The organism is Pseudomonas sp. Cab53 (genome assembly GCF_018325965.1).
GTDB lineage: Bacteria > Pseudomonadota > Gammaproteobacteria > Pseudomonadales > Pseudomonadaceae > Aquipseudomonas > Aquipseudomonas chlororaphis_E.
Genome location: NZ_AP021902.1, coordinates 3,962,161 through 3,983,709 on the forward strand (window position 1 = coordinate 3,962,161; position 21,549 = coordinate 3,983,709).

Annotated in this window: 19 protein-coding genes and 2 pseudogenes; 7 read left to right on the forward strand and 14 right to left on the reverse strand. The window is 62.8% G+C overall.

Annotation, left to right across the window (positions count from 1 at the left end; genetic code table 11):
* The first annotated feature begins 27 nt into the window (after positions 1-27).
* Positions 28-966, forward strand: coding sequence for a transporter (locus tag KI241_RS17195; RefSeq protein ID WP_053149981.1), 939 nt, complete (start codon positions 28-30; stop codon positions 964-966).
* Positions 967-1,170: 204 nt separating this feature from the next.
* Here the strand turns inward: KI241_RS17195 and KI241_RS17200 are convergent, their stop codons facing one another.
* The 4 genes from KI241_RS17200 to KI241_RS17215 form a co-directional block, all read right to left on the reverse strand.
* A complete protein-coding gene (locus tag KI241_RS17200) occupies positions 1,171-2,454 on the reverse strand; it encodes a DSD1 family PLP-dependent enzyme (RefSeq protein WP_212802786.1) in 1,284 nt (427 codons plus the stop codon).
* On the reverse strand, positions 2,454-3,752 hold the full coding sequence (locus KI241_RS17205; RefSeq protein WP_185057706.1) for a D-arabinono-1,4-lactone oxidase: 1,299 nt from the start codon (positions 3,750-3,752) through the stop codon (positions 2,454-2,456). Before KI241_RS17205 ends, KI241_RS17200 begins: the two co-directional genes overlap by 1 nt.
* A gap of 115 nt (positions 3,753-3,867) precedes the next feature.
* Positions 3,868-4,239 carry a c-type cytochrome gene (locus tag KI241_RS17210; RefSeq protein WP_212802787.1) on the reverse strand — a complete coding sequence of 124 codons (372 nt, stop codon included), beginning with the start codon at positions 4,237-4,239 and terminating at the stop codon, positions 3,868-3,870.
* Between the two features lie 172 nt (positions 4,240-4,411).
* On the reverse strand, positions 4,412-5,296 hold the full coding sequence (locus KI241_RS17215) for a LysR family transcriptional regulator (protein ID WP_042732153.1): 885 nt from the start codon (positions 5,294-5,296) through the stop codon (positions 4,412-4,414).
* A 117-nt stretch (positions 5,297-5,413) separates the two neighbouring features.
* On the opposite strand from KI241_RS17215, the gene KI241_RS17220 reads away from it, so the two are divergent.
* A complete protein-coding gene (locus tag KI241_RS17220; protein WP_212802788.1) occupies positions 5,414-7,057 on the forward strand; it encodes a GMC family oxidoreductase N-terminal domain-containing protein in 1,644 nt (547 codons plus the stop codon).
* A 189-nt stretch (positions 7,058-7,246) separates the two neighbouring features.
* On the forward strand, positions 7,247-8,869 hold the full coding sequence (locus tag KI241_RS17225; RefSeq protein ID WP_212802789.1) for an MFS transporter: 1,623 nt from the start codon (positions 7,247-7,249) through the stop codon (positions 8,867-8,869).
* A 155-nt stretch (positions 8,870-9,024) separates the two neighbouring features.
* Here the strand turns inward: KI241_RS17225 and KI241_RS17230 are convergent, their stop codons facing one another.
* Positions 9,025-9,432 carry a response regulator gene (locus KI241_RS17230; RefSeq protein WP_042732097.1) on the reverse strand — a complete coding sequence of 136 codons (408 nt, stop codon included), beginning with the start codon at positions 9,430-9,432 and terminating at the stop codon, positions 9,025-9,027.
* Between the two features lie 243 nt (positions 9,433-9,675).
* Between KI241_RS17230 and KI241_RS17235 the strand changes: the two genes are divergently transcribed.
* Positions 9,676-11,601 carry a DNA topoisomerase III gene (locus KI241_RS17235; RefSeq protein ID WP_212802790.1) on the forward strand — a complete coding sequence of 642 codons (1,926 nt, stop codon included), beginning with the start codon at positions 9,676-9,678 and terminating at the stop codon, positions 11,599-11,601.
* Positions 11,602-12,174: 573 nt separating this feature from the next.
* On the forward strand, positions 12,175-12,504 hold the full coding sequence (locus tag KI241_RS17240) for a hypothetical protein (protein ID WP_042732095.1): 330 nt from the start codon (positions 12,175-12,177) through the stop codon (positions 12,502-12,504).
* Positions 12,505-12,562: 58 nt separating this feature from the next.
* Here the strand turns inward: KI241_RS17240 and glsB are convergent, their stop codons facing one another.
* Complete coding sequence (gene glsB, locus KI241_RS17245; protein ID WP_042732094.1) at positions 12,563-13,471, reverse strand: glutaminase B; 909 nt, start codon at positions 13,469-13,471, stop codon at positions 12,563-12,565.
* Positions 13,472-13,612: 141 nt separating this feature from the next.
* Here glsB and KI241_RS17250 point away from each other — a divergent pair, with 141 nt between their 5' ends.
* Positions 13,613-13,807 (forward strand): hypothetical protein, encoded by a 195-nt coding sequence (locus KI241_RS17250; protein ID WP_042732093.1) that lies wholly within the window; start codon positions 13,613-13,615, stop codon positions 13,805-13,807.
* Between the two features lie 9 nt (positions 13,808-13,816).
* On the opposite strand, the gene KI241_RS17255 is transcribed toward KI241_RS17250, so the two are convergent.
* The 7 genes and pseudogenes from KI241_RS17255 to KI241_RS17280 form a co-directional block, all read right to left on the reverse strand.
* On the reverse strand, positions 13,817-14,836 hold the full coding sequence (locus KI241_RS17255; protein ID WP_080964374.1) for a hypothetical protein: 1,020 nt from the start codon (positions 14,834-14,836) through the stop codon (positions 13,817-13,819).
* Positions 14,837-15,609: 773 nt separating this feature from the next.
* Entirely contained in the window at positions 15,610-16,539 is a 930-nt protein-coding gene (locus KI241_RS17260; RefSeq protein WP_042731040.1) for a ZIP family metal transporter, read from the reverse strand.
* Positions 16,540-16,648: 109 nt separating this feature from the next.
* Entirely contained in the window at positions 16,649-17,530 is an 882-nt protein-coding gene (locus KI241_RS17265) for a manganese catalase family protein (RefSeq protein WP_042731041.1), read from the reverse strand.
* A 253-nt stretch (positions 17,531-17,783) separates the two neighbouring features.
* Positions 17,784-18,023 (reverse strand): annotated as a pseudogene (locus KI241_RS17270) (general stress protein); the annotation flags it as partial.
* Positions 18,007-18,060, reverse strand: a pseudogene (locus KI241_RS28050) (hypothetical protein); the annotation flags it as partial. The pseudogenes KI241_RS28050 and KI241_RS17270, both read right to left, overlap by 17 nt.
* A gap of 496 nt (positions 18,061-18,556) precedes the next feature.
* On the reverse strand, positions 18,557-18,829 hold the full coding sequence (locus KI241_RS17275) for a hypothetical protein (protein ID WP_042731043.1): 273 nt from the start codon (positions 18,827-18,829) through the stop codon (positions 18,557-18,559).
* A gap of 58 nt (positions 18,830-18,887) precedes the next feature.
* Entirely contained in the window at positions 18,888-19,397 is a 510-nt protein-coding gene (locus tag KI241_RS17280) for a ferritin-like domain-containing protein (protein ID WP_042731044.1), read from the reverse strand.
* Between the two features lie 191 nt (positions 19,398-19,588).
* Between KI241_RS17280 and KI241_RS17285 the strand changes: the two genes are divergently transcribed.
* Complete coding sequence (locus KI241_RS17285) at positions 19,589-20,428, forward strand: NAD-dependent protein deacetylase (protein ID WP_212802791.1); 840 nt, start codon at positions 19,589-19,591, stop codon at positions 20,426-20,428.
* Positions 20,429-20,473: 45 nt separating this feature from the next.
* On the opposite strand, the gene KI241_RS17290 is transcribed toward KI241_RS17285, so the two are convergent.
* Positions 20,474-21,421 carry a LysR family transcriptional regulator gene (locus tag KI241_RS17290; protein ID WP_234407923.1) on the reverse strand — a complete coding sequence of 316 codons (948 nt, stop codon included), beginning with the start codon at positions 21,419-21,421 and terminating at the stop codon, positions 20,474-20,476.
* Positions 21,422-21,549 lie beyond the last annotated feature (128 nt).

Below are 21,549 nucleotides of genomic sequence, written 5' to 3' on the forward strand. Positions count from 1 at the left end.
TCACCAACAATAATAATGAGCCCCCCTATGAACCCGATCCGCACGCGCTTTGCCTTGCCCCTGGCCTTCGGCCTGACCGTTACGCTGCCCGCCCTGGCGACGGAATCCGGCGTCGACAACATCGGCCCCGGCACCGACGGTTTCTTCGTGTTGCCGCTGGAGGTCGACAGCCTTCCCGACAACATGGTCGCGTTCAACCTCTACTACAACCATTACAAGGCACGAAAATTCAACATCAGCTCATTGGGCGGCGACGTGCCGAAGGTTGAAATCGAATCCACGGCGGTGGTCCCGCGGATCGACTACCTGAGCCCATTGCGGGTGGCCGGCGGACGGCTGGGCATCTACGTCGCCCAGCCGTGGCTCAAGCAGGAAGTGTCGGTGTTCGGGTTGCACGACACCCGCGAGGGCATGGGCGACACGACCATTTCACCGATCGTGCTCTGGGACATGGGCAAGAACCTGACCTTGGCCGCGGCGGTGGAAATCACCGTGCCGACCGGCGAATACAGCACCGATCGACTGGCCAACACCAGCAACAATTTCTACACCTACAAACCGCTGTTCTCCTTCACCTGGTTGCCCACCGAGGCCACCGAGGTGTCGATGAAGACCACCTACAGCTTCAACCGCGAGAACAAGGACACCGACTACCGCTCGGGGCAGATCTTCCACTTCGATTATTCGGCCAGCTACCGGGTCACCGACAACCTGCGGCTCGGGCTCAACGGCTATTACCTCAAGCAGACCACCGACGACAAACAGTACGGCCGCACGGTGCAATTCGCCGGGCAGGACGTCGACGACGGCGTGCGCGGCCAGGTCTTCGCCATCGGCCCGGCGGTGCACCTGACCTTCCTCAAGTACGCCAGCGCGGAAATTCGCTGGGCCAAGGAGTTCGACGTGGAGAACCGCCCGGAAGGGGAAATGCTGTGGGCGAAGGTGAGTATTCCGTTTGCGTTCTAGGGCTCATCGCACGTCTGGAGATGATTGAATTGTGGCGAGGGGATTTATCCCCGCTGGGCTGCGCAGCAGCCCCATTGCTGTGGTCTCAATCTACCTGACACACCGGGCTGGATGGTTTTAGGGCTGCTGTGCAGCCCAACGGGGATAAATCCCCTCGCCACAGGTAGTGTTTTTCCCAATAGCGTTGTGTTTGGCAACCCCTGCTCAGCTATAGACCGGCCACCGCTCGACAATCCGTCCACCGCGCACCGCCAGCAAGTCACCGAACTGCAGCAACACCGACTCTGTCTGGGTGGGCCGCAGGAACACCTGGTCTTCCAGCTCCAGCCCCACCGCTTCGGAACCGTTGACCATTTCCTGGTTGGAGCTGCGGCCATAGAGGCTGTTGCTCTTCAGGCCGGGGGGCGATTCGAAGTCGGCCATCCAGTTGCCGCCGTAGATGAAAAACGTCGCCCGCTGGTTCACATCCCACCAGGAAAAGACCCGTGACTGATCGTCCAGCGCCGGGATGTTCACCGCGCCGGTGCGCTTCAACACCGGCGTGGCGATGTAGGCCGCCGGCACGTGCTCGCTCAGGGATGGCAGGTCGTAATGGCTGGGCTTGAGCATGGCCGTGCCCACCGACACTTCGGTGCTGAGGTTTTCCTGCTCATGCAGCCGATAACTGGGACTGCCGGCGGTGTTGAAGGTCAGGCTCGGGTGCCACAGGTCCGGGTAGCGCAAGCGAACGAAATCCACTCGCGCGGTGTAGATCGCCATGACCCGGTCCAACAGCGTCTGCGGGCTCGCCAACACTTCGGGCACACCCATGCCCACGAACGGGTCATAACCCATCAACCCGGCGAACTCCAGTTGCGCCGGATGGGCCCGGATCAGCTTGAGCATGGCGTCCAGGCTTGCTTCGTCGGTCACACCCCCCCGGTGCAGGCCAACGTCCAGTTCGATATTGACCCGTAAACGCGTGCCCAGGCCTTGGGCCAGGGCGCGGTACTGTTCGAGCCGTTGCGGGGTGTCCAGCAACCACTGCAACTGCTGCGCGGGGTCGAACGGTCCCTTGTGCAAGTGGTAGAACAGCTCGGCGGAGCGCACCGGCAGCGGCTTGCCCAGCAGGATATCGGCGTCGGGAAACTGCATCGCATCGTGATTGAGAAACGGCTGGTGGAACGACATCAACCGCCGCGTCTCGGCCCGCTGGCCGATGTAGGCCAGCAACCCGGGCGACGGCAATGATTTTTCCACCAACCGCAGTTGCTTGCCGGTGCGCCGGACCGACGCCTTGACCACATCGACGTTGTGGTCCAGCCGATCGAGGTCCACCAGCAGCACCGGGCGCATCGGGCCGTTGGCCTTGAGCTCGCGGTTCAACTGGCGGAAGTAATCACTGTACGGCCCGCCCTTGTCCTGCGGGCGTAACAGCACGGCGGCCCCGGCGAGCAGCACCCCCGCGCCCAACGTTCCCTTGAGAAACTCTCGACGATTGAAGACCATCAGCTCACCCCCAGGATCGTGGACAGATGCCCGTTGAGAAACTTGCCGGCGGGGTCCAGGGCCTGGCGCACCTCGGAGAATTCCTGCCAACGCGGGTACAGCGCCTGGAGCGCCCTGGCGTTGAGCGAGTGCAACTTGCCCCAATGCGGACGGCCCTGGTACTTCCAGAAGATCGGCTCGATGGCGGCAAAGAAATTGTGATGGTCCATCTGGTAATGCTGGTGCACGGAGATCGAGCAGCTGTCGCGCCCCTCGAACATGCTCAAGGTGATGTCGTCGGCCTTGACGTAGCGGTACTCGATGGGAAACCAGGTGCGCAGATCCTTGTCGCGGATCAGCGCAAGAATCTCCCGCAGGCACGCCGGGCCGTGTTCGGCCGGCACTGAGTATTCCATCTCGTTGAAGCGCACGGTGCGGGCATTGGCGTAGATGTCATGGGAGTCGCCAACGCGATCGTCGAAACTGGCCAGCAGGCGCAGGTTGTTCAGCAGCATTCGTCGGGCCGCGGGAAAATCGCTGCCGTACTTGTCGAGTTTTTCGATCAGGGTGACGAACTCGTTGCCGCCCTCTTCTTCCGGGCTGATGGGCGGCGTGGCCGGGTCGCTGGTTTCGTTCAGCGCGATGGCCAACGCATAGTCGGAATGGGTGACGACCTGCATTTCCCAGTGCTGGTTGTCGCGGGTGTGGGCGTCGATGTCTTCGAGCAATTCTTCGGTTTTTGCCACCCACTGACGCTCGCGCAGCCGATAGGCCGGGCGATTCTGCAAGCGCACCCGGGTCACCAACCCCAGCGCCCCCAGGGAAACCCGCCCGGCCTTGAACACCTCGGGGTGGCGATGGGCATCGCAATCGATAACCTCGCCACTGGCGGTCACCAGTTGCAGGCCAACGACCTGGGACGCGTAGGAGCCGAACGCCTTGCCGGTGCCATGGGTCGAGGTGGCGATGGCGCCGGCCAGCGTCTGGTAATCCACGTCGGCCATGTTCAGCAATGCCTGGCCGACGGCCTTGAGTGCCGGGCCCATGCGCGACATGGGCGTACCGCCGCCGAACTCCGCTTGCAGGCTGGCGGCGTCGTGATTGAGCAATCCGCTGAAAAAGCTCAGCGACAGCAAGGTCCCGTCCGTGGGCACCAGCGCGCTGAAGGAATGCCCCGAGCCCACCGGCCGAATGCGACCTTCGGCGCGGGTCACCACCTGCACCAGTTCATCCAGGTCCTTGGGTGCCAGGCGCGCCAGCGGCAGGCAACTTTGCGCCCCCGACCAGTTGCGCCAGGGAATCAGGCGCGGCGCGCGCATCAGCTCGGCCAGGGCGCCCTGGCTGCCGAGCGCGGTGAACGCCGCGACCACGCCGGCCCCTTGCAGCAACCGGCGCCGTGAAAAATCCATCGTCATGCCGTCGTACCCTTGTTTGTTATTGGAGAGATTGGCCGGACATGAAGGCGATCAGGGCCAGGAACTGTTCTTCGGAACAGTGCATGCACAAACCCATCGGCGGCATGCCGTTGTAGCCATTGATCGCGTGGTCCAGCAGGGTGTCGGCGCCCTGGGCCACGCGCGGCGCCCAGGCATGGGTATCGCCGGTCAGCGGCGCCCCGGCACCGGGGTTGGCGTGGCAGAGCTTGCAACTGCTGTCGTAGATCTGGGCCAACGCCGTATCGGCGGGCATGGCCGTGAACACCGTGGGTGCGGGTGGCTTGGGTTCCTCGCCACAGCCGGCGAGCAGCGCGCCGAGCAGCATGACGGCGGCGGTATGAAGCAATATCGGTGGTGTGGTTGCCGGCATAGGGCCCCTCTTCGCGGCGCATGGCTGCGCCTTTCTTGTTGTGGGTCAGGCAGTTCCCACGTTAAGGCACGCCGGCGTGCCGGCTGAGGTCATTGGGGGCCATAAAAGGGGACTTGGGCGGCCAGTGCTTGTCGCACCGCCGATTGGACTGGCCACAAGAAAGGCTGCGCGGCTAAGGAAGTAACAGCCCCTGCTCCCGCTCGCACAACTGCACCACGTAATCCCACAACACCCGCAAGCGCACCGACTTGTGCAGTTCGCGGCGGGTGCTGATCCAGTAGCTGCGGCGCAGGGTTTCATCCGGCAGCAGCGGCACCAGCGTCGGATCGCCGCTGGCCATGTAGCAAGGCAGCACGGCAATGCCCAGGCCGGACCGTGCGGCCTGCTGCTGAGCGATGACACTGGTGCTGTGGAACACCACCCGAGGGTGGCGGCAGAAGCCGTTGAGGAACATCAACTCCTGGCTGAACAGCAGGTCGTCGACGTAGCCGATCCAGGCATGGCGGGCCAGGTCTTCACGGGTGCGCAACGGTGGCGAACGGTCCAGGTAGGCCTGGCTGGCGTACAGCGCCAGGCTGTAGTCGGTGAGTTTGCGCGTCACCAGCAGGTCCGCCGCCGGGCGTTCGAGGTGGATGCTGATTTCCGCCTCGCGGTTGAGAATGCTGACGAACCGCGGCACCGCCACCAGCTCCACTTCCAACCCCGGATAACGCTGGAACAGCCCATCCATGCGGCTGGCCAGGAACATGATGCCCAACCCTTCGGTCACCCCGAGGCGAATCTTGCCCAGCGGCGCGCTGGACTGGGTGATGTCCTCCTGGGCCAGCAACGCCACGTTTTCCATGGCCTCGGCATGCTTGAGCAGCGTCTCGCCGGCGGGGGTCAATTCATAGCCCTGGGCATGCTGGACGAACAGCGCCGTGCCCAGGCTCTTCTCGATGGCCTCGATGTGCCGGGCGACGGTCGCGTGGGTGGTGTTGAGCCGCCGCGCGGCCGTCAGCAAGCGGCCACTGCGTTGCAGCTCCAGGAAGTACCGCAGGTCATTCCAGTCAAACATGGTCGCTCCTTGCACATCGCTGTTCATAAACGCACAGCGGCTGCGCAAAAACTAACATTCTTTAAACGAAAACTAACAACTAGGATGAATCCCACAACAACAATAAAGAGGTCGCGGATGCAACCTGTCGTCGATGAATACGATTACGTGATCGTGGGCGCCGGCCCTGCCGGATGCCTACTGGCGAACCGACTTTCAGCCAACCCGCAACACCGGGTGCTGTTGCTCGAAGCCGGTGGGCGCGACAACTACCCGTGGATTCACATCCCGGTCGGCTACCTGTTCTGCATCGGCAACCCGCGCACCGACTGGTGCTTCAAGACCGAAGCACAACCGGGCCTGCAAGGGCGCGCCCTGAGCTACCCACGCGGCAAGGTCCTGGGCGGCTGCTCGTCCATCAACGGCATGATCTACATGCGCGGCCAGGCCGCGGACTACGACGGCTGGGCCGCCGAGGGCAATCCAGGCTGGACCTGGAACGATGTGCTGCCGCTGTTCCGGCAGAGCGAGAACCACTTCGCCGGCGCGTCAGAGCTGCATGGCGCCAGCGGCGAATGGCGGGTCGAACGCCAGCGCCTGTCATGGCCCATTCTCGATGCATTCCGCCGCGCCGCCGAACAGAGCGGCATCCCCAACGTCGACGACTTCAACGGCGGCGACAACGAAGGCTGCGGCTACTTCCAGGTCAACCAGAAGGCCGGGGTGCGCTGGAACGCGGCCAAGGCTTTCCTCAAGCCGATCCGCCAGCGCCCCAACCTCACCGTGCTGACCCAGGTCGAAGTCGATCGCGTGTTGTTGCGCGACGACCGTGCCCATGCCGTGCGCGCCCGCTGGCAAGGCAAGGGCATGACCTTCAAGGCCCGCAGGGAAATCGTGCTGTGCGCCGGGGCCGTGGGGTCGCCGGGAATCCTGCAACGCTCGGGGATCGGCCCCCGCGCCCTGCTGCAACGCCTGGGGATCGGCGTGACCCATGAACTGCCCGGCGTCGGCGGCAACCTGCAGGACCACCTGCAACTGCGGCTGATCTATCAGTTGGAAAATGCCCGGACCCTGAACCAGATCGCCGGCACCCTGTGGGGCAAGATGGGCATGGGCCTGCGCTATCTGTACGACCGCAGCGGACCGCTGTCGATGGCGCCCAGCCAACTCGGCGCGTTCGCCCGCTCCGGGCCCGAGCAGACGTCGGCCAACCTTGAGTACCACGTGCAACCGTTATCCCTGGAGCGATTCGGCGAGCCGCTGCACAGCTTTGCCGCGTTCACCGCATCGGTCTGCGACCTGCGCCCGCAAAGCCGTGGCCGGGTCGACATTCGCTCGGCCGAGCCCCATCAGGCGCCGCTGATCCAGCCCAACTACCTGAGCCATCCGGAAGACCTGCGGGTGGCCGCCGACGCCATCCGCCTGACCCGACGCATCGTCGCGGCACCGGCCCTGGGCGCCTTCAAGCCGGTGGAATACCTGCCAGGGCCCAGCCTGCAAACCGAAGAAGAACTGCACCAGGCCGCTGCCCGTATCGGCACGACGATCTTCCACCCCGTCGGCACCTGCCGAATGGGCCAGGACCGAGACGCCGTGGTGGACGCCCAGTTGCGCGTGCACGGCATCCGCGGCCTGCGCATCGCCGACGCCTCGATCATGCCGCGCATCACCTCGGGCAACACCTGCTCGCCGACGCTGATGATCGCCGAGAAGGCGGCGCAGATGATGCTCGAGCCGCAGGCTTGGAGCGCCACCCTCCAGAAGGAAACCGCCTCAGTCTAAAGAACCACACTATCCCCTGTGGGAGAGGCGGCGTATCAGTGAGCGATGATGTCGGCTGACACACCGTTTTTCGCGAGCAAGCCCGCTCCCACAGGGGAAATGTACCGATCCAAGGAACGCAGCACGCTACAAACGCCCACCGGCGTCGACAGTGGAACAACAAAAACAATCACTGTGAGGGATATCGCTATGTCGGAACATGTTCAATCCCTGGAAGCCACGCGCAGCGCCGGCACCAGCCGGGAAACCCAGAAGGTCATCTTCGCCTCGTCCCTGGGGACGGTGTTCGAGTGGTACGACTTTTTCCTCTATGGCGCCCTGGCGGCGGTGATCAGCAAGCAGTTCTTCGCCGGGGTCAACGACACCACGGCGTTCATCTTCGCCCTGATGGCCTTCGCCGCCGGCTTCATCGTGCGCCCCTTCGGCGCGCTGGTGTTCGGCCGGCTGGGTGACATGATCGGGCGTAAATACACGTTCCTGGCAACCATCGTGCTCATGGGCCTGGCGACCTTCTGCGTCGGCCTGCTGCCCACCTACGCCAGCATCGGCATCGCCGCGCCGATCATCCTGGTGGTGCTGCGCATGCTCCAGGGCCTGGCCCTGGGCGGCGAATATGGCGGGGCCGCGACCTATGTCGCCGAGCACGCGCCCATCGGCAAGCGCGGCTTCCACACCAGCTGGATCCAGTCCACGGCCACCCTCGGGTTGTTGCTCTCGCTGCTGGTGGTGCTGGGCTGCCGCTACTTCACGGGCGACCAGTTCGAAGTCTGGGGCTGGCGCATTCCGTTTTTGCTGTCGATCCTGCTGCTGGGCATCTCCACCTGGATTCGCCTGAGCCTGCACGAGTCGCCAGCCTTCCTGAAAATGAAAGAGGAAGGCAAATGCTGCAAGGCGCCGATCCGCGAATCGTTCGGCCAGTGGGAAAACCTCAAGGTGGTGCTGATCGCGCTGTTCAGCATCAACGCCGGGCAAGCGGTGACTTTCTACGCCGCGCAATTCTACGTGCTGTTCTTCCTCACCCAGTTCCTGAAAATGGACCCGGCCCTGGCCAACAGCCTGCTGATCGTCAGCGTGGTCATCGGCGCGCCGTTCTTCATTTTCTTTGGCTGGCTCTCGGACAAGGTCGGGCGCAAACCGGTGCTGATGATCGGTCTGCTGCTGGCGACAGCGCTGTACTTCCCGATCTTCAAGACCCTGGCCCACTACGCCAACCCGGCCATCGACCAGGCGAGTCGCCAGGCGCCGATCAGCGTGATCGCCGACCCGGCCACCTGCACCTTCCAGTTCGACCCGGTGGGCAAGGCGCGCTTCGACAGCCCCTGCGACAAGGTCAAGACCTTCCTGGTCAAGCAAGGCCTGCCCTACACCAGCGTCGCCGCGCCGGCCGGCAGCCCGGTGCAGGTCAACATCGGCGACGTGAAGATCGACGGTTACGACGAAGCCGCCCTGCGCGGCGCGGTGACCTTGGCCGGCTACCCGCAACAGGCTGACGCCCAGCAGATCAACCGGCCGATGATCGTCGCCCTGATCGTGGCGCTGATCATCATTTCAGCGATGTGCTACGGCCCACTGGCGGCGTTGATGGTGGAACTGTTCCCGACCCGGATCCGCTACACCTCCATGTCCCTGCCCTACCACATCGGCAACGGCTGGTTCGGTGGCTTCCTGCCCACTGTCTCGTTCGCGCTGGTGGTCTATACCGGGGATATCTTCTACGGGCTGTGGTACCCGGTGGTAATCACTGGCGTGAGCCTGGTGGTGGGCATGATCTGCCTGCGGGAAATGCGGAATGTGGATCTCGACAAAAACTGAGGACCTGCGCTCATCCCGTGGCGAGGGAGCTTGCTCCCGCTGGGTTGCGCAGCAGCCCCAAACGGTTCAATCGATAAATGCTCACGCATTACACAAAGGGGCGCTTCGCGCCCCAACGGGGATAAATCCCCTCGCCACAGATCCATCATTGCTTGTCAATGCACCGAATGATTCTTCACTGTGCTCTCCACCAGGTCCAACATCTGCCCCAGTGCCCAGGGCTTGGCGATGAACGAGGCATGGTGCTTGATCCCCGCGCTTTCCGGCGTCTCGAAGCCCGACATGATCAGCAGCGGTATCTGCGGCCAGCGCTCCCCGGTGAGGTTGGCCAGGTCCGCACCGTCCAGTGTCCCCGGCATGGTGATGTCGGTGAGCAACAGGTCGACATAGTCGGAGTTTTCTTCGAGAAACGTCAGCGCTTCGTCAGCGCTTTCCCGGGGCTCCACGACGAACCCTTCTTCCTCAAGGATTTCACACAGGAACTCCAGGATCGTCGGGTCATCCTCAACGACGAGAATCAAACGTGTGGTCGTCTGCCCGTCGCCCTTCGGCATCGAATTCATGATCAGTGACTCTCCTAGACTTCATAGCTTTCTTTGCGGTTGCACCCGCTCTGAAGGTTATGAGCGATGCCTCTTCGAGAAATTCATTTTTGCCTGCCCAGATCCCGCCGAACGTCACGCCAGAGGCCCTGGGGCAACGCAACGCAACGTTTTATCTGTATATCCATACAGATAAAACTTGCCGCGACGCTCATCCATGACCATGCTTAGCACCCATCAGACCCGCCAGAGGAAACGGTCGCTATGCAGTTGTACCTGTGTGAGAAGCCCTCCCAAGCCAAGGACATCGCGGCCGTGCTCGGTGCCAAGCGCCGTGGCGACGGTTGCTGGTTGGGCGCGGGCGTCACGGTCACCTGGTGCATCGGCCATCTGCTCGAAACCGCTGCGCCCGATGCCTACGACGCGCGCTACAAGCGCTGGGTACTGGCCGACCTGCCGATCGTGCCCGCGCAGTGGAAAATGACCGTCAAGCCGAAAACCGCCAGCCAGTACAAGGCGGTCAAGCGCTTGCTGGGGGAAGCCCGGGAACTGGTGATTGCCACCGACGCCGACCGCGAAGGCGAAATGATCGCCCGGGAGCTGGTGGAGCATTGCCGCTACCGCGGGCCGATCCGCCGCCTGTGGCTGTCGGCCCTGGACGAAGCGTCGATCCGCAAGGCCCTCGCCGCCCTGCGACCGGGGGCCGATACCTTCAACCTGTATCACTCGGCCCTCGGTCGTTCCCGCGCCGACTGGTTGATCGGCATGAACATGAGCCGCCTGTTCACGCTGCTGGGGCGCCAGTCCGGTTATCAGGGTGTGTTGCCGGTGGGCCGCGTGCAGACACCGACGCTGCGCCTGGTGGTGGACCGCGACCGCAGCATTGCCGACTTCGTGCCGGTTGCCTATTGGGCCATCGACGTGCAGCTCAGCCACCAAGGCATCGCCTTCACCGCCCAGTGGCGCGCCGACCCGCAGGCCTGCGACGACCAGGAACGTTGCCTGAACCCGAGCCTGGCCCGGGATGCCGTCCAGGCCATGGGCGACGCCGCCACCGCCCGGACCCTGAAGGTGCGTACCGAGCGTCTGCGCGAAGCGCCACCGCTGCCGTTCGACCTCGGCACGTTGCAGGAAGTCTGTTCGAAGAAGCTCGGCCTGGGTGCCCAGGAAACCCTGGACATTGCCCAATCGCTTTACGAAACCTACAAACTCATCACCTACCCGCGCAGCGACTGCGGTTTCCTGCCCCTGAGCCAACACAGCGAGGCGCCGGCCATCCTGGCCGCTCTCGCCCAGGCCGACCCGAGCCTTGCGCCCTTGCGCGAACACCTGCAACCGCAGCGCAAATCCCGGGCCTGGAACGACGCCAAGGTCAGCGCCCACCACGGCATCATCCCCACCGCGGCGGCAAAAAACCTCGACAAACTCGCCAGCAAGCAGCGGGCCGTCTATACGCTGATTCGCGCACGTTACCTGGCACAGTTCCTGCCCAACCACGAATACGACCGGACCCAGGCCGACTTCGACTGTGCCGGCCAGGCCCTGCGTGCCGTGGGCAAGCAAATCATCGAGCCTGGCTGGAAGCGCGCCCTGCCCGAGGCCCTGGCGCCGGCCAAGGGCCGCGAAGCGCCCGCGCCGCAAACGCTTCCCGCACTGGTCGAAGGGCTTGACTGCGCGGTGGACGAGGTCCGGCTCAAGGACCTGTGGACCCAGCCCCCGAAGCCATTCACCGAAGGCGACCTGATCAAGGCCATGAAGAACGTCGCCAAACTGGTGGAGGATCCGCTGCTCAAGCAAAAACTCAAGGACACCACCGGCATCGGCACCGAAGCGACCCGGGCGTCGATCATCCAGGGCCTGCTTGATCGCGGTTACCTGGTGAAGAACGGCAAGGCCCTGTCCGCCACCCCGGCGGCCTTCAGCCTGATCGATGCCGTGCCTCGGGCCATCGCCGACCCAGGCACCACCGCCATCTGGGAACAGGCCCTGGACATGGTGCAAAGCGGTGAGATGAGCCTGGAAGAATTCGTCACCCGCCAGGCCGCCTGGATGAGCAAGCACGTCGCCCGCTGCCAGGGCATGAACCTGACCATCAGCGGCCCCGCCAGCCCGGCCGGCCGTGGCGCCACCCCGTGGAAGAACAAACGCAAGCCGGGCAAGCGCAAGGCCGCCAAAGCCAAGGCGACCTGACAGTACCTGTGGCGAGGGGATTCATCCCCTCGCCACAGGTAAGTCCAAAACCTGCCCTGCCCCAGTGCACTCCTCAAGATTTTTCATACCCAAACCATTTTGTCCGACAATATGTAGTGACCAAAAATAATCACTACAAAACCGTTGACGCCTACGATTTGCCCTTGCATGATGCAGACGTCTCCCCGATCGGGAGTACAGGCAACCGTTGGAGCAAGCTCGTCTGACCGCCGAGCTGTTTTTTGGATAAGGGACTGCCCACAAGGCAGATTGAAGGTGCTGACCTGGCCTGACCGTCCGGTAACAAGGACGAGAAACGTCGGTGAAGATCCTCATGACGCACGTGGTCGACCCTGCAAGGTTGACACTGACTGAAGATTCTTCGCTGTTTCTCTTCGTTGTAGCGCATTTGCGTAGCAGCCCTTCGATAACACTACATAACCACTGCATGACCCCGTCGACGTCTGACGGACGAATGCTGACGACCTGGTTTCGGTACCAGGCAGGCACTTACCGATAGCGAAGTTTTGCGAACCACCAGACAGATCAACCAAATGGTCAAGGGGCTTACACATGAATCTGAATGATCAACCAACTATTGATGAACTGGCTCGCATGTTCGCAGCACACAAAGACACCCTGGACAGCCATATCCTGTGGATCAGCAAGACAGGCCAGGTGCACATGGACTGCCTGTCGCCCTTCACCGAGGAAGGCGAGTTCGAGAGGAACAAGCAGGAGCTGTGTGCCCGCTTGAAGATGTACCGCCGTGGCCAGGGCTACGTTGGCAAGAAGGCTGCCGCCGACAAAGACTTCATCGGTCGCGTGCTGCAGACGCTGACCCAGGCCTGGCAGTCGATGCACAACACCTCGCAGGTACAGGTCATCGATCGCCTCTGCTGATTGCGCCTGAATGAAAGGGCCCGTTCCGTCACCCGGAACGGGCCCTTTTTCGTCGACCCTAGAACACCGACCAGCCGATCCGCTGGCTGAGCAATTCCAGCGCCGCCATGCCGGCCAGGGAGTTGCCGGCGGTGTTGAGTTCAGGTGACCACACGCACACCGAAAACTGCCCCGGCACCACGGCGACGATCCCGCCTCCCACGCCGCTCTTGCCCGGCAGGCCCACGCGATAGGCAAAGTTGCCGGCCTCGTCGTAGAGCCCGCTGGTGGCCATGATCGAGTTGACCTGCTGGGTCTGCCGCGCGCTCAGGATCTGTTCGCCGCTGTGCTTGCAGAACCCGTCGTTGGCCAAAAAGCAAAAGGCCCGGGCCAGGTCGATGCAGTTCATGCGCAAGGCGCAGTGGCTGAAGTAACTGCGCAGCACCGCTTCCACGTCGTTGTGGAAGTTGCCGAAAGACTGCATCAGATAGGCCATCGCTGCGTTGCGTGCGCGGTGCTGGTATTCCGAATCGGCGACCTTGCCATCCACCATCACCAGCGGGTTGCCCGACAGGCGCCGGACGAAATCGCGCATCGACAGCGCCGGAGCGGCGAAGCGCGACTGATTGATGTCGCAGATCACCAGGGCACCGGCGTTGATGAACGGGTTGCGCGGCCGGCCCCGTTCGAACTCCAGTTGCACCAGCGAATTGAAGGGCTGGCCGGACGGCTCATGGCCGAGCCGTTCCCAGATCGCCTCGCCAGAATGCTCGATGGCCTGCACCAGGCTGAAGACCTTGGAAATACTCTGCACCGAAAACGGCGTTTCGGCGTCGCCTGCGCAGTACATCTCGCCGTCATTGCTATACACGGCAATACCCAACTGATTGGGCGCCACGGTCCCCAGGGCCGGAATGTAGTCGGCAACCTTGCCCTGACCGATCAGGGGGCGAACCGCATCGAGGATCTCGTTCAACAGTGCTTGCATAAACGCGGGGTCCAGTCATTCCCCGTTCGAGTGCGGGGATACAGACGCTAGACGCTGATCGACGGGACCGAAGCACATCGATGTGCGGGCCGCAAATCGAGCGGTCTATAGTTCAAAGGCTCAACCGAACGGAGGTGACCGATGCGCCAGATCATGCACAAAGAACCCTGGTGGGCCTCGCCGCCCCAACCGGGGCAGGATGAAAGCGAGCTGGAATGGGGATGGCTGGTGATCTACAGCGAAGGCGAGCCGCGCTTCGAATTCGTCAAGGAGCGGCCCTCGGACGAAGAGATCCGCCATCGCAAGGGGTGTCGCGTCACCCTCGACGTGCAATGAGCCGCCCGCTCATGGCGTGAGCGGCGGCAGGACCACCGCCCGGTTGGCCAGGTCCGTTTCCACCAGATTGCCTTCGATTTCCTCGTCCAGGTAGTACACCGGCGCCATCACCCCGCTGAGGGGATGCTTGAGCGACTTGAACCAGGCCTCGTCGAACGCCGCGCTCAGGCTCTTGCGGATCTGTGCTTCCATTCCCGGCCGCTCGCCTTCATGAATGATCGCGCGAATACCGGCCACGCCCACGGAAATCAGCGCCCCCGCCGCCTTCCCGGCCACGGCCGCCGCCGCGCTGGTCGCCCCTCGCGTGGCGAATTGTGCCTGGATTTTTTCACTGGTGCGTTGCGCCACCGTGGCAATGACGGCGTCCGACGGGCCCGAACCGGTGGCGGCGGCCTTGTTGACGTGATCGATCAGCGCGGCATAGGCCGGCAAGGTGTTCAGCGGTTGGGCGTGGACCATCTCGTACAACGACGCATTGCGCGCCGCCGGCGGCCCCAGGTTGATGGCGGGAATGCCATGCAGGCGTCGATTCATCAGCTCATTCGGGACTTGATTGCGCAGCGCGATCACCTGGACCTGCTGATTGAGCAGGCGCAGATAGTAGTCGGTCGCGCTGGCCCTGATCGCCTCGGGATCGATGTCCACCGCCACCGGTGCCAGGACCCGCTCGCGATACTGCTCTTGCAGATAAAGCGCCAGGCGCCTGGCAGAGGCATCGTCCTCGCCTTGGGCACTGGCCGAGTACCAGCTGACCTTCACCGCCAGCCATTCCTGGGTCCAGTAGCTGCTGAACCAGGGGATGAACTCGGCCTCGGTGCGCTCGTACACCAGCACCCGCCAATGCTCCATCGAACCGCGGGCATAGAGGCCAGCCTGTTCGATGGCGCTTTTCGACGCGGCGATGATCTGCCGGTCAACCTGCCGCCAGGTTTCCTGGGAAATAGCCACAGTAACGGCCTGTTGTCCGCGCTGCGGCGTGGCGCACCCCGCCAGAACGAGCAAAACGGCCACCATCAGCGAACGCCACACAGTCGCGCCACCCCGGTTTCAGGTCACCCCACGAGATGAGTATAGGCCTCGCAGCCCAAGGCCATCTCTGCCAGCCTTCGAATCTGCGGGCACCGCCAACACCCTGTGGGAGCGGGCTTGCTCGCGAAAGCGGTCTGCCTGTACCGGTGATATAGAAAGTGCCGACGCCTTCGCGGGCAAGCCCGCTCCCACACGGGATCGTGAACATCCACAGCATCCAGCCGTCCCACCTAACCTGTGGGAGCGGGCTTGCTCGCGAAAGCGGTCTGCCTGCAACAGTGATACTGGAAGTGCCGACGCCTTCGCGAGCAAGCTCGCTCCCACACGGGATCGTGAACATCCACAGCATCCAGCCATCCCACCTAACCTGTGGGAGCGGGCTTGCTCGCGAAAGCGGTCTGCCTATAACGGTGATGTAGAAAGTGCCGACGCCTTCGCGAGCAAGCCCGCTCCCACACGGGATCGTGAACACCCACAGCATCCAGCCACCCCACCTAACCTGTGGGAGCGGGCTTGCTCGCGAAAGCGGTCTGCCTATAACGGTGATGTAGAAAGTGCCGACGCCTTCGCGAGCAAGCTCGCTCCCACACGGGATCGTGAACATCCACAGCATCCAGCCGTCCCACCTAACCTGTGGGAGCGAGCTTGCTCGCGAAAGCGGTCTGCCTGTACCGGTGATGTAGAAAGTGCCGACGCCTTCGCGAGCAAGCCCGCTCCCACACGGGATCGTGAACATCCACAGCATCCAGCCATCCCCACCGTTCGGCAGGCCGTCAACCCAGCGCCGTATCGAGGAACATCATCACCGCAAACCCCATCATCAACCCGAGGGTGGCCGGGGTTTCGTGACCGTTGCGGTGGGTCTCGGGAATCACTTCATGGGACACCACGAAAATCATCGCCCCCGCTGCCAGCCCGAGGCTGATGGGATACGCGACTGCCACGCCGGACGACATGCCCAGGCCAATCACCGAGCCCAACGGCTCCATCAGCCCCGACCCGACCGCAATCAGCGCAGCCCGCAGGGTGCTGATACCGGTGACCCGCAAGGCCATGGCAATGGCCAGGCCTTCGGGGATGTCCTGGAGGGCGATGGCGGTAGTCAGCGGCAGGCCGACCTTGAAATCACCGTCGGCGAAACTGACGCCGATGGCCATGCCCTCGGGCAAGTTGTGCAGCGTGATCGCGAGCACGAACAACCAGACGCGATTGATGCGCTCGGCCTGAGGGCCGCGTCGGCCGCTCAATTCGTGTTCGTGGGGCACGAAGCGGTCCAGGCCGATCATCAGCGCCACCCCCAGCCCGAGGCCGACCACCACGACAAACGCCGCCAGCAATCGATTGCCACAGATGACCTGGGCGGCTTCGATCCCCGGCAGGATCAACGAGAAAGAACTGGCGGCGAGCATCATGCCCGCGGCGAAACCCAGCATGATGTCCTGGGTGCGCGACGAGATGTCCCGCAGCACCACGGCCATCACCGCGCCCAGGGCGGTGGCGGCAAAGCCGGACGTTCCGCCCAATACCGCGTAGCCCAGGTTGTGTCGGTCAGCACCGACCAATGCGTTGTAGCCGCTGTAGAGCAACAGCGCGGTGATCACGGCCAGCCCTAGCCAGAAGCTTACCCCCAGCACCAGATTGTTTTGCACCGGGTCCAGCCAAGTGCGCCAGGGGGAGCGGATCCGGGAGGTGGGCTGGTCCATCGAATGTCCTTACTGGCTCTGGCCAGGCAATGCCTGATCGCTTCTCCAAACGGTGGGAGCGATCAGGCGTGATGTCCAGGCGAGGGAGCCCTGCCCCCTCGCCAAGTTTTTACAGTTTGTCACCTTGCATCCCCGAACCCAAGTCTGCACCAGTGGTGGGATCGCTTTCAGGGTTGGACATCGTCCGCGCCTTCATATCCATCAGCAAGGCTTCGTCTTTTTTACTCAGCTGTACGCTGGCCAGGCCATCGCCGCCATCCACGGCCGGCGTGGGGTCTTCGACGAACTCCCAGTCGTCGCCCTGGTTCCATGGGCCGCGTACAGCCGGCTCGCCCTGGGACATGTTGAAGTACACGTTGGTGAACTCCGGCATGCCCGGCAATTTACCCTGAGGGAAATTGGGCTGGATGGAATGCAAGGCTTTTTCAAAAGACATCTGGTGAGCGATTTCCCGAGTCATCAGGAAACCCAGCGCCTCTTTTACGCCTGGATCGTCGGTGACGTTCATCAGCCGTTCATAGACGATTTTCGCCCGGGCCTCGGCGGCGATGTTGGAGCGCATGTCCGCGGTCGGCTCGCCAATGGTGTCGATGTAGGCTGCGGTCCAGGGCACACCCGCCGAGTTGGTCAGGGGTGAACCGGCACCATACAAAAGGCTGGTGATATGGGAGTCGTTGCCGGCACCGTTGATATCCCGGTACAACTGCCCTTCCTTTTCCACGCCTTCGGCCATCTGGCCTTTGGCGCCCTTGTTCAGCATCACGATGATCGAACCGATGATCTCCAGGTGGCTGAGCTCTTCGGTGGCGATGTCCATGAGCAGATCCTTGCGGCCCGGATCATCTTCGGACAACGCCTGGGTGAAATACCGCGAGGCGGCCGCCAGTTCACCCTGGGCACCGCCGAATTGTTCGAGCAACAGGTTGGCAAGTCCTGGATTGGGTTCAGCCACACGTACGGTGTATTGCAGCCGCTTATTATGTAGAAACATGATTGAAACTCCTCGATCAAGGCACACAAACGCGAGAGCACTGCCAGAAAAGCAATGCCCTCAAGTTTCTGAAAAAGTTAAATGAATAAAATTTGTTTTTTATCCGACAAACAAGACGAATGGCCCATCACCCCTGCTGAGAGGCGGCAGGTGATTAAATCAATGAAACATCCGACTGAATGCCACGCTGAAGCACTGGACATGAACGGCCCAGCCCCCGTACCTCGGCACAGGGCCGGCGAAACCATGGAAGTTACGAGGTGCGTCCACCACCGCGGCTGTTTTCACCGCCTTTGCGACCGGCCTCGGAGGCTTTCTCCCGGTCATTGGCAAAGTTGCCACCGGAGGCTTGCCCGCCCTTGCGGCCCGCCTCGGCTGCACGTTTGGGGTCATTGGCGAAGTTGCCGCCAGAGGCCCGTCCGCCCTTGCGCCCGGCCTCAGACGCACGGCCCGGATCATTGGCGAAATTGCCGCCGGAGGCCTGTCCACCTTTCTTCCCGGCTTCCGATGCCTTCTCACGATCGTTAGCGAAATTGCCAGGGTTTTTATTTCCTGTGTTAGCCATTTCATTCACCTCGTTAGTTGATGTAACGAACCTTCGATGGCTCGTCTTATTCGGAAAATCCGACGCCTCGAAGGTTTGAACAAAAACCGCCAGCGGCGACGAACGGTCAATTGACCGTTTGTTTTAATTACGCAGCGTCATTCATATAACAACGAACTATCAAACAAGCGGCGGATGATAAATAACTTCAACGCCGCCTGCGCAGCGGTACACCCGCTATTGATCGTCCACAAAAAACAGTGCGTGTCTTTCCACGCTGTCCGCCAAAGGCCGGATGACGCCGGCACCCCACTGCACCGGTCTCGTCACCCTGGCCTCGCGCCGTTCCAGGAAGCCAAAACTCGCGGGCTGCCGGCGTTATCCTGCACCACCGCACTGACCGGCTTGCGGCGTCCGGATACCCTGTCGCCGATATCCGGATTTAGAGATAGTCACGGTTAAACAATGGAACGGCGGTGCCCTCAGGAAGACCCCACCAACAACTGGACCTCCAGGTTCGCTGCCGCCACACCGTGGTTGGCGACGTACACGTCGGCGGTCCAGCCCTTGGTCAGGTTGTGATAGGCCTGGGTGCCCAAGGCCGTGCCGCTGTCCCATTCCAGGATGTCGCCAATGTCGATATCACTGGCAGAACGCAGTTCGAGCACGGTGTGACCGTCCTCCTGCGCCACGTACACACCGACCATTGCGCTCTGTCGATTGATGGCCCGTACTTCACCTGTGGTCTGCTTCATACGTTTGCCCTTCTCGGCAGCTTCAACAGCGACCGACACCGGCCGGTCGCTGCTTACCTCAGCGCTTGGCTTCGGTGTGGGGATTGTCCGAACGTTCCAGAAACGCCTGCGTGATCTGTGGCAAATGGTCACGCAGCCACTCGGCCATGGCGATTTCCTGCGGCAGGATCTGCTCGCAAGCTCGCTGCGTTTCCACATCGCCGGCCACTTTCGCGGCCTCGATCAGCACGGTATAGGAAGCGATTTCGAGGTTCTCAAAGACGTAACCGCTCATGGCGCCCTTGACCACTTCGTCGCTCATGGTCATGCCGCCCACCGCCTGGCCGAAGGCCATGAGCTTGCCAGCCAGATCCTTGAGCGTCGATGTGCTGCCGCCCAGGCGCTCGATGCATTGCTCCACCAGCTTCTGCTGACCCAGGGTTTCTTGCAGATGCTCCTCGATTCGCGCCTTCAGCACCGGATAATGTTCGAGACGTTCGGCCTGGGCCTTGAGCATCTTTTCCGCCTGCTGCTCCATGGCATGGGCGTCCTTGAGCCAATCCAACAGGTTCTCTTTTGGCGTTGCCATTTCTTTCTCCTTTAGCCGTGGTCGACACTGCCGCGCAGCGCGACGGTTCTGAAGTACCGCACATAAAAATGGATAGCGCGGCGTCGGGGAAAGTTTGAAAAGACCGCGAGACAGGGCGACGAAAGGCGCCGCAAGCGCTCCCACGCGTTGGAATGCTAACCTCAACCGCTCCAGGCCAACGGAGACCTCCCATGCCCGACGACCTTCACCTCGAACCGCTCGATCGATTGCTGGCGCACATGAGCGGACGCCGTTTCCTGGTGCTCACCGGTGCGGGCATCAGCACGCCGTCCGGCATCCCCGACTACCGCGACAGCGAAGGTGTGCGACGGGGGCGACAGCCGATGATGTACCAGGAGTTCCTCGCCCAGGCCGACGCCCGTCGGCGCTATTGGGCGCGGGCGATGCTCGGCTGGCCACGGGTGCGCCAGGCCAGGCCGAACGCAGCCCACGAGGCCCTGGCCCAATTGCAGGCTCAACAGCGCATCACCGGGCTGATCACGCAGAATGTCGACACGCTGCATGACCAGGCCGGTAGCCACGACGTCATCGAACTCCACGGCAGCCTGCACCGGGTGTTGTGCCTGGATTGCAACCAACGCAGCGAGCGACAGCAGATCCAGCAATTGATGGAAGCGCAAAACCCCTACCTGGCCGGCGTCGATGCGGTCCAGGCGCCCGATGGCGACACGCTGCTGGACCCGGCCTTCGAGGCGCGCTTCCAGGTGCCCTATTGCCCCCATTGCAACGGCAACCGGTTGAAACCCGACGTCGTGTTCTTTGGCGAGAACGTCGCCCCGCAAACCGCCGCACGCGCCAGTCAGGCCGTGGAGGCCGCGGACGGCCTGCTGGTGGTGGGCTCGTCACTGATGGCCTACTCGGCGTTTCGTCTGTGCCGCAGCATCAAGGATCAGGGCAAGCCCCTGCTGGCGATCAACCGGGGCAAGACCCGCGCCGACGAATTGCTCGATCTGAAACTGGAGGAGCCGTGCGAGGCGCTGTTGCCGATGCTGGCCCGCACGCTCACCTGATCACCCAAACCCTGTGGGAGCGAGCTTGCTCGCGAAGGCGGACTGTCAGCCGACATCGATGTTGAATGCGCCAGCGTCTTCGCGAGCAAGCCCGCTCCCACAGGGCTGAGTGGCCAACTCCTGGTCCTTGAAGGTATCGAACAGCGCCTGGGCCGCCGCCGACAGTTCATGCCCAGGCTTGGTCAGCACACCGATGGCCCGCTCCACCACCGGATCGCTCAAGATGATGCAACGGGCACCCAGCTCGTGCATCTGGCCGACACACAGCGCCGGCACCGCGCTCACCCCCAGGCCACTGGCGACCATCCGTCCGACCGTCGCCAGTTGATGGCTCTCGAACTCCACCGGCAGCTTCATGCCCCGCGCCTGCAAGTGCTCTTCCAGCATCACACGGACGGTGGACGGCCGTTGCAGGGTGATGAACGGCTGTTCGAGCAAGGTCTTCCAATCGACGTCACGGCGCTGGGCGAGCGCTGAATCCTGCGGCACCACCGCGACGAAACGATCGAGGTACAACGGCGTGAACGCCAGCGACGAACCTTGCAGCGGCTCGAACGCCACGCCCAGTTCGACATGCCGATCGCGGACCATTTCCAGCACCTGCTCGTTGATCACGTCGTTGACCGTGACATTGACATTCGGATAGCGGGCGCGGAAGGTCTTGAGGATCGGTGGCAACAGGTTGCCGGCGAACGAGGGCATCGCCGCCAGTGTTACCCGGCCCCGCTGCAAGGTGAAGCGCTGGCGCATTTCATCCTCGGCGTTGTCCCAGTCCGCCACCAGCCGGCGCGCCAGTGGTAACAGGGATTCACCTTCGGGCGTCAGCGCGACGTTACGAGTATTGCGGCTGAACAGGCGCCCGCCCAGGCCTTCTTCCAAGGCCTTGATGGTCAGGCTCAAGGCCGACTGGGACAGGTGCAAACGCTCGCCCGCCACGGCAAAGCTCAGGCTCTGGGCCACGGCGAGGAAGGCGCGGATCTGCTTGAGGGTCATGGGGATCGCTTCGCTCCAGCGGCAAGCCGTAAGTTTCGAGCCGCAAGTGGACGGCGGCGACTATTGAGATTTATCAATTAATCCAACCTAAAAATCAACTTAACAAATATATGACTTGGCGCAACACT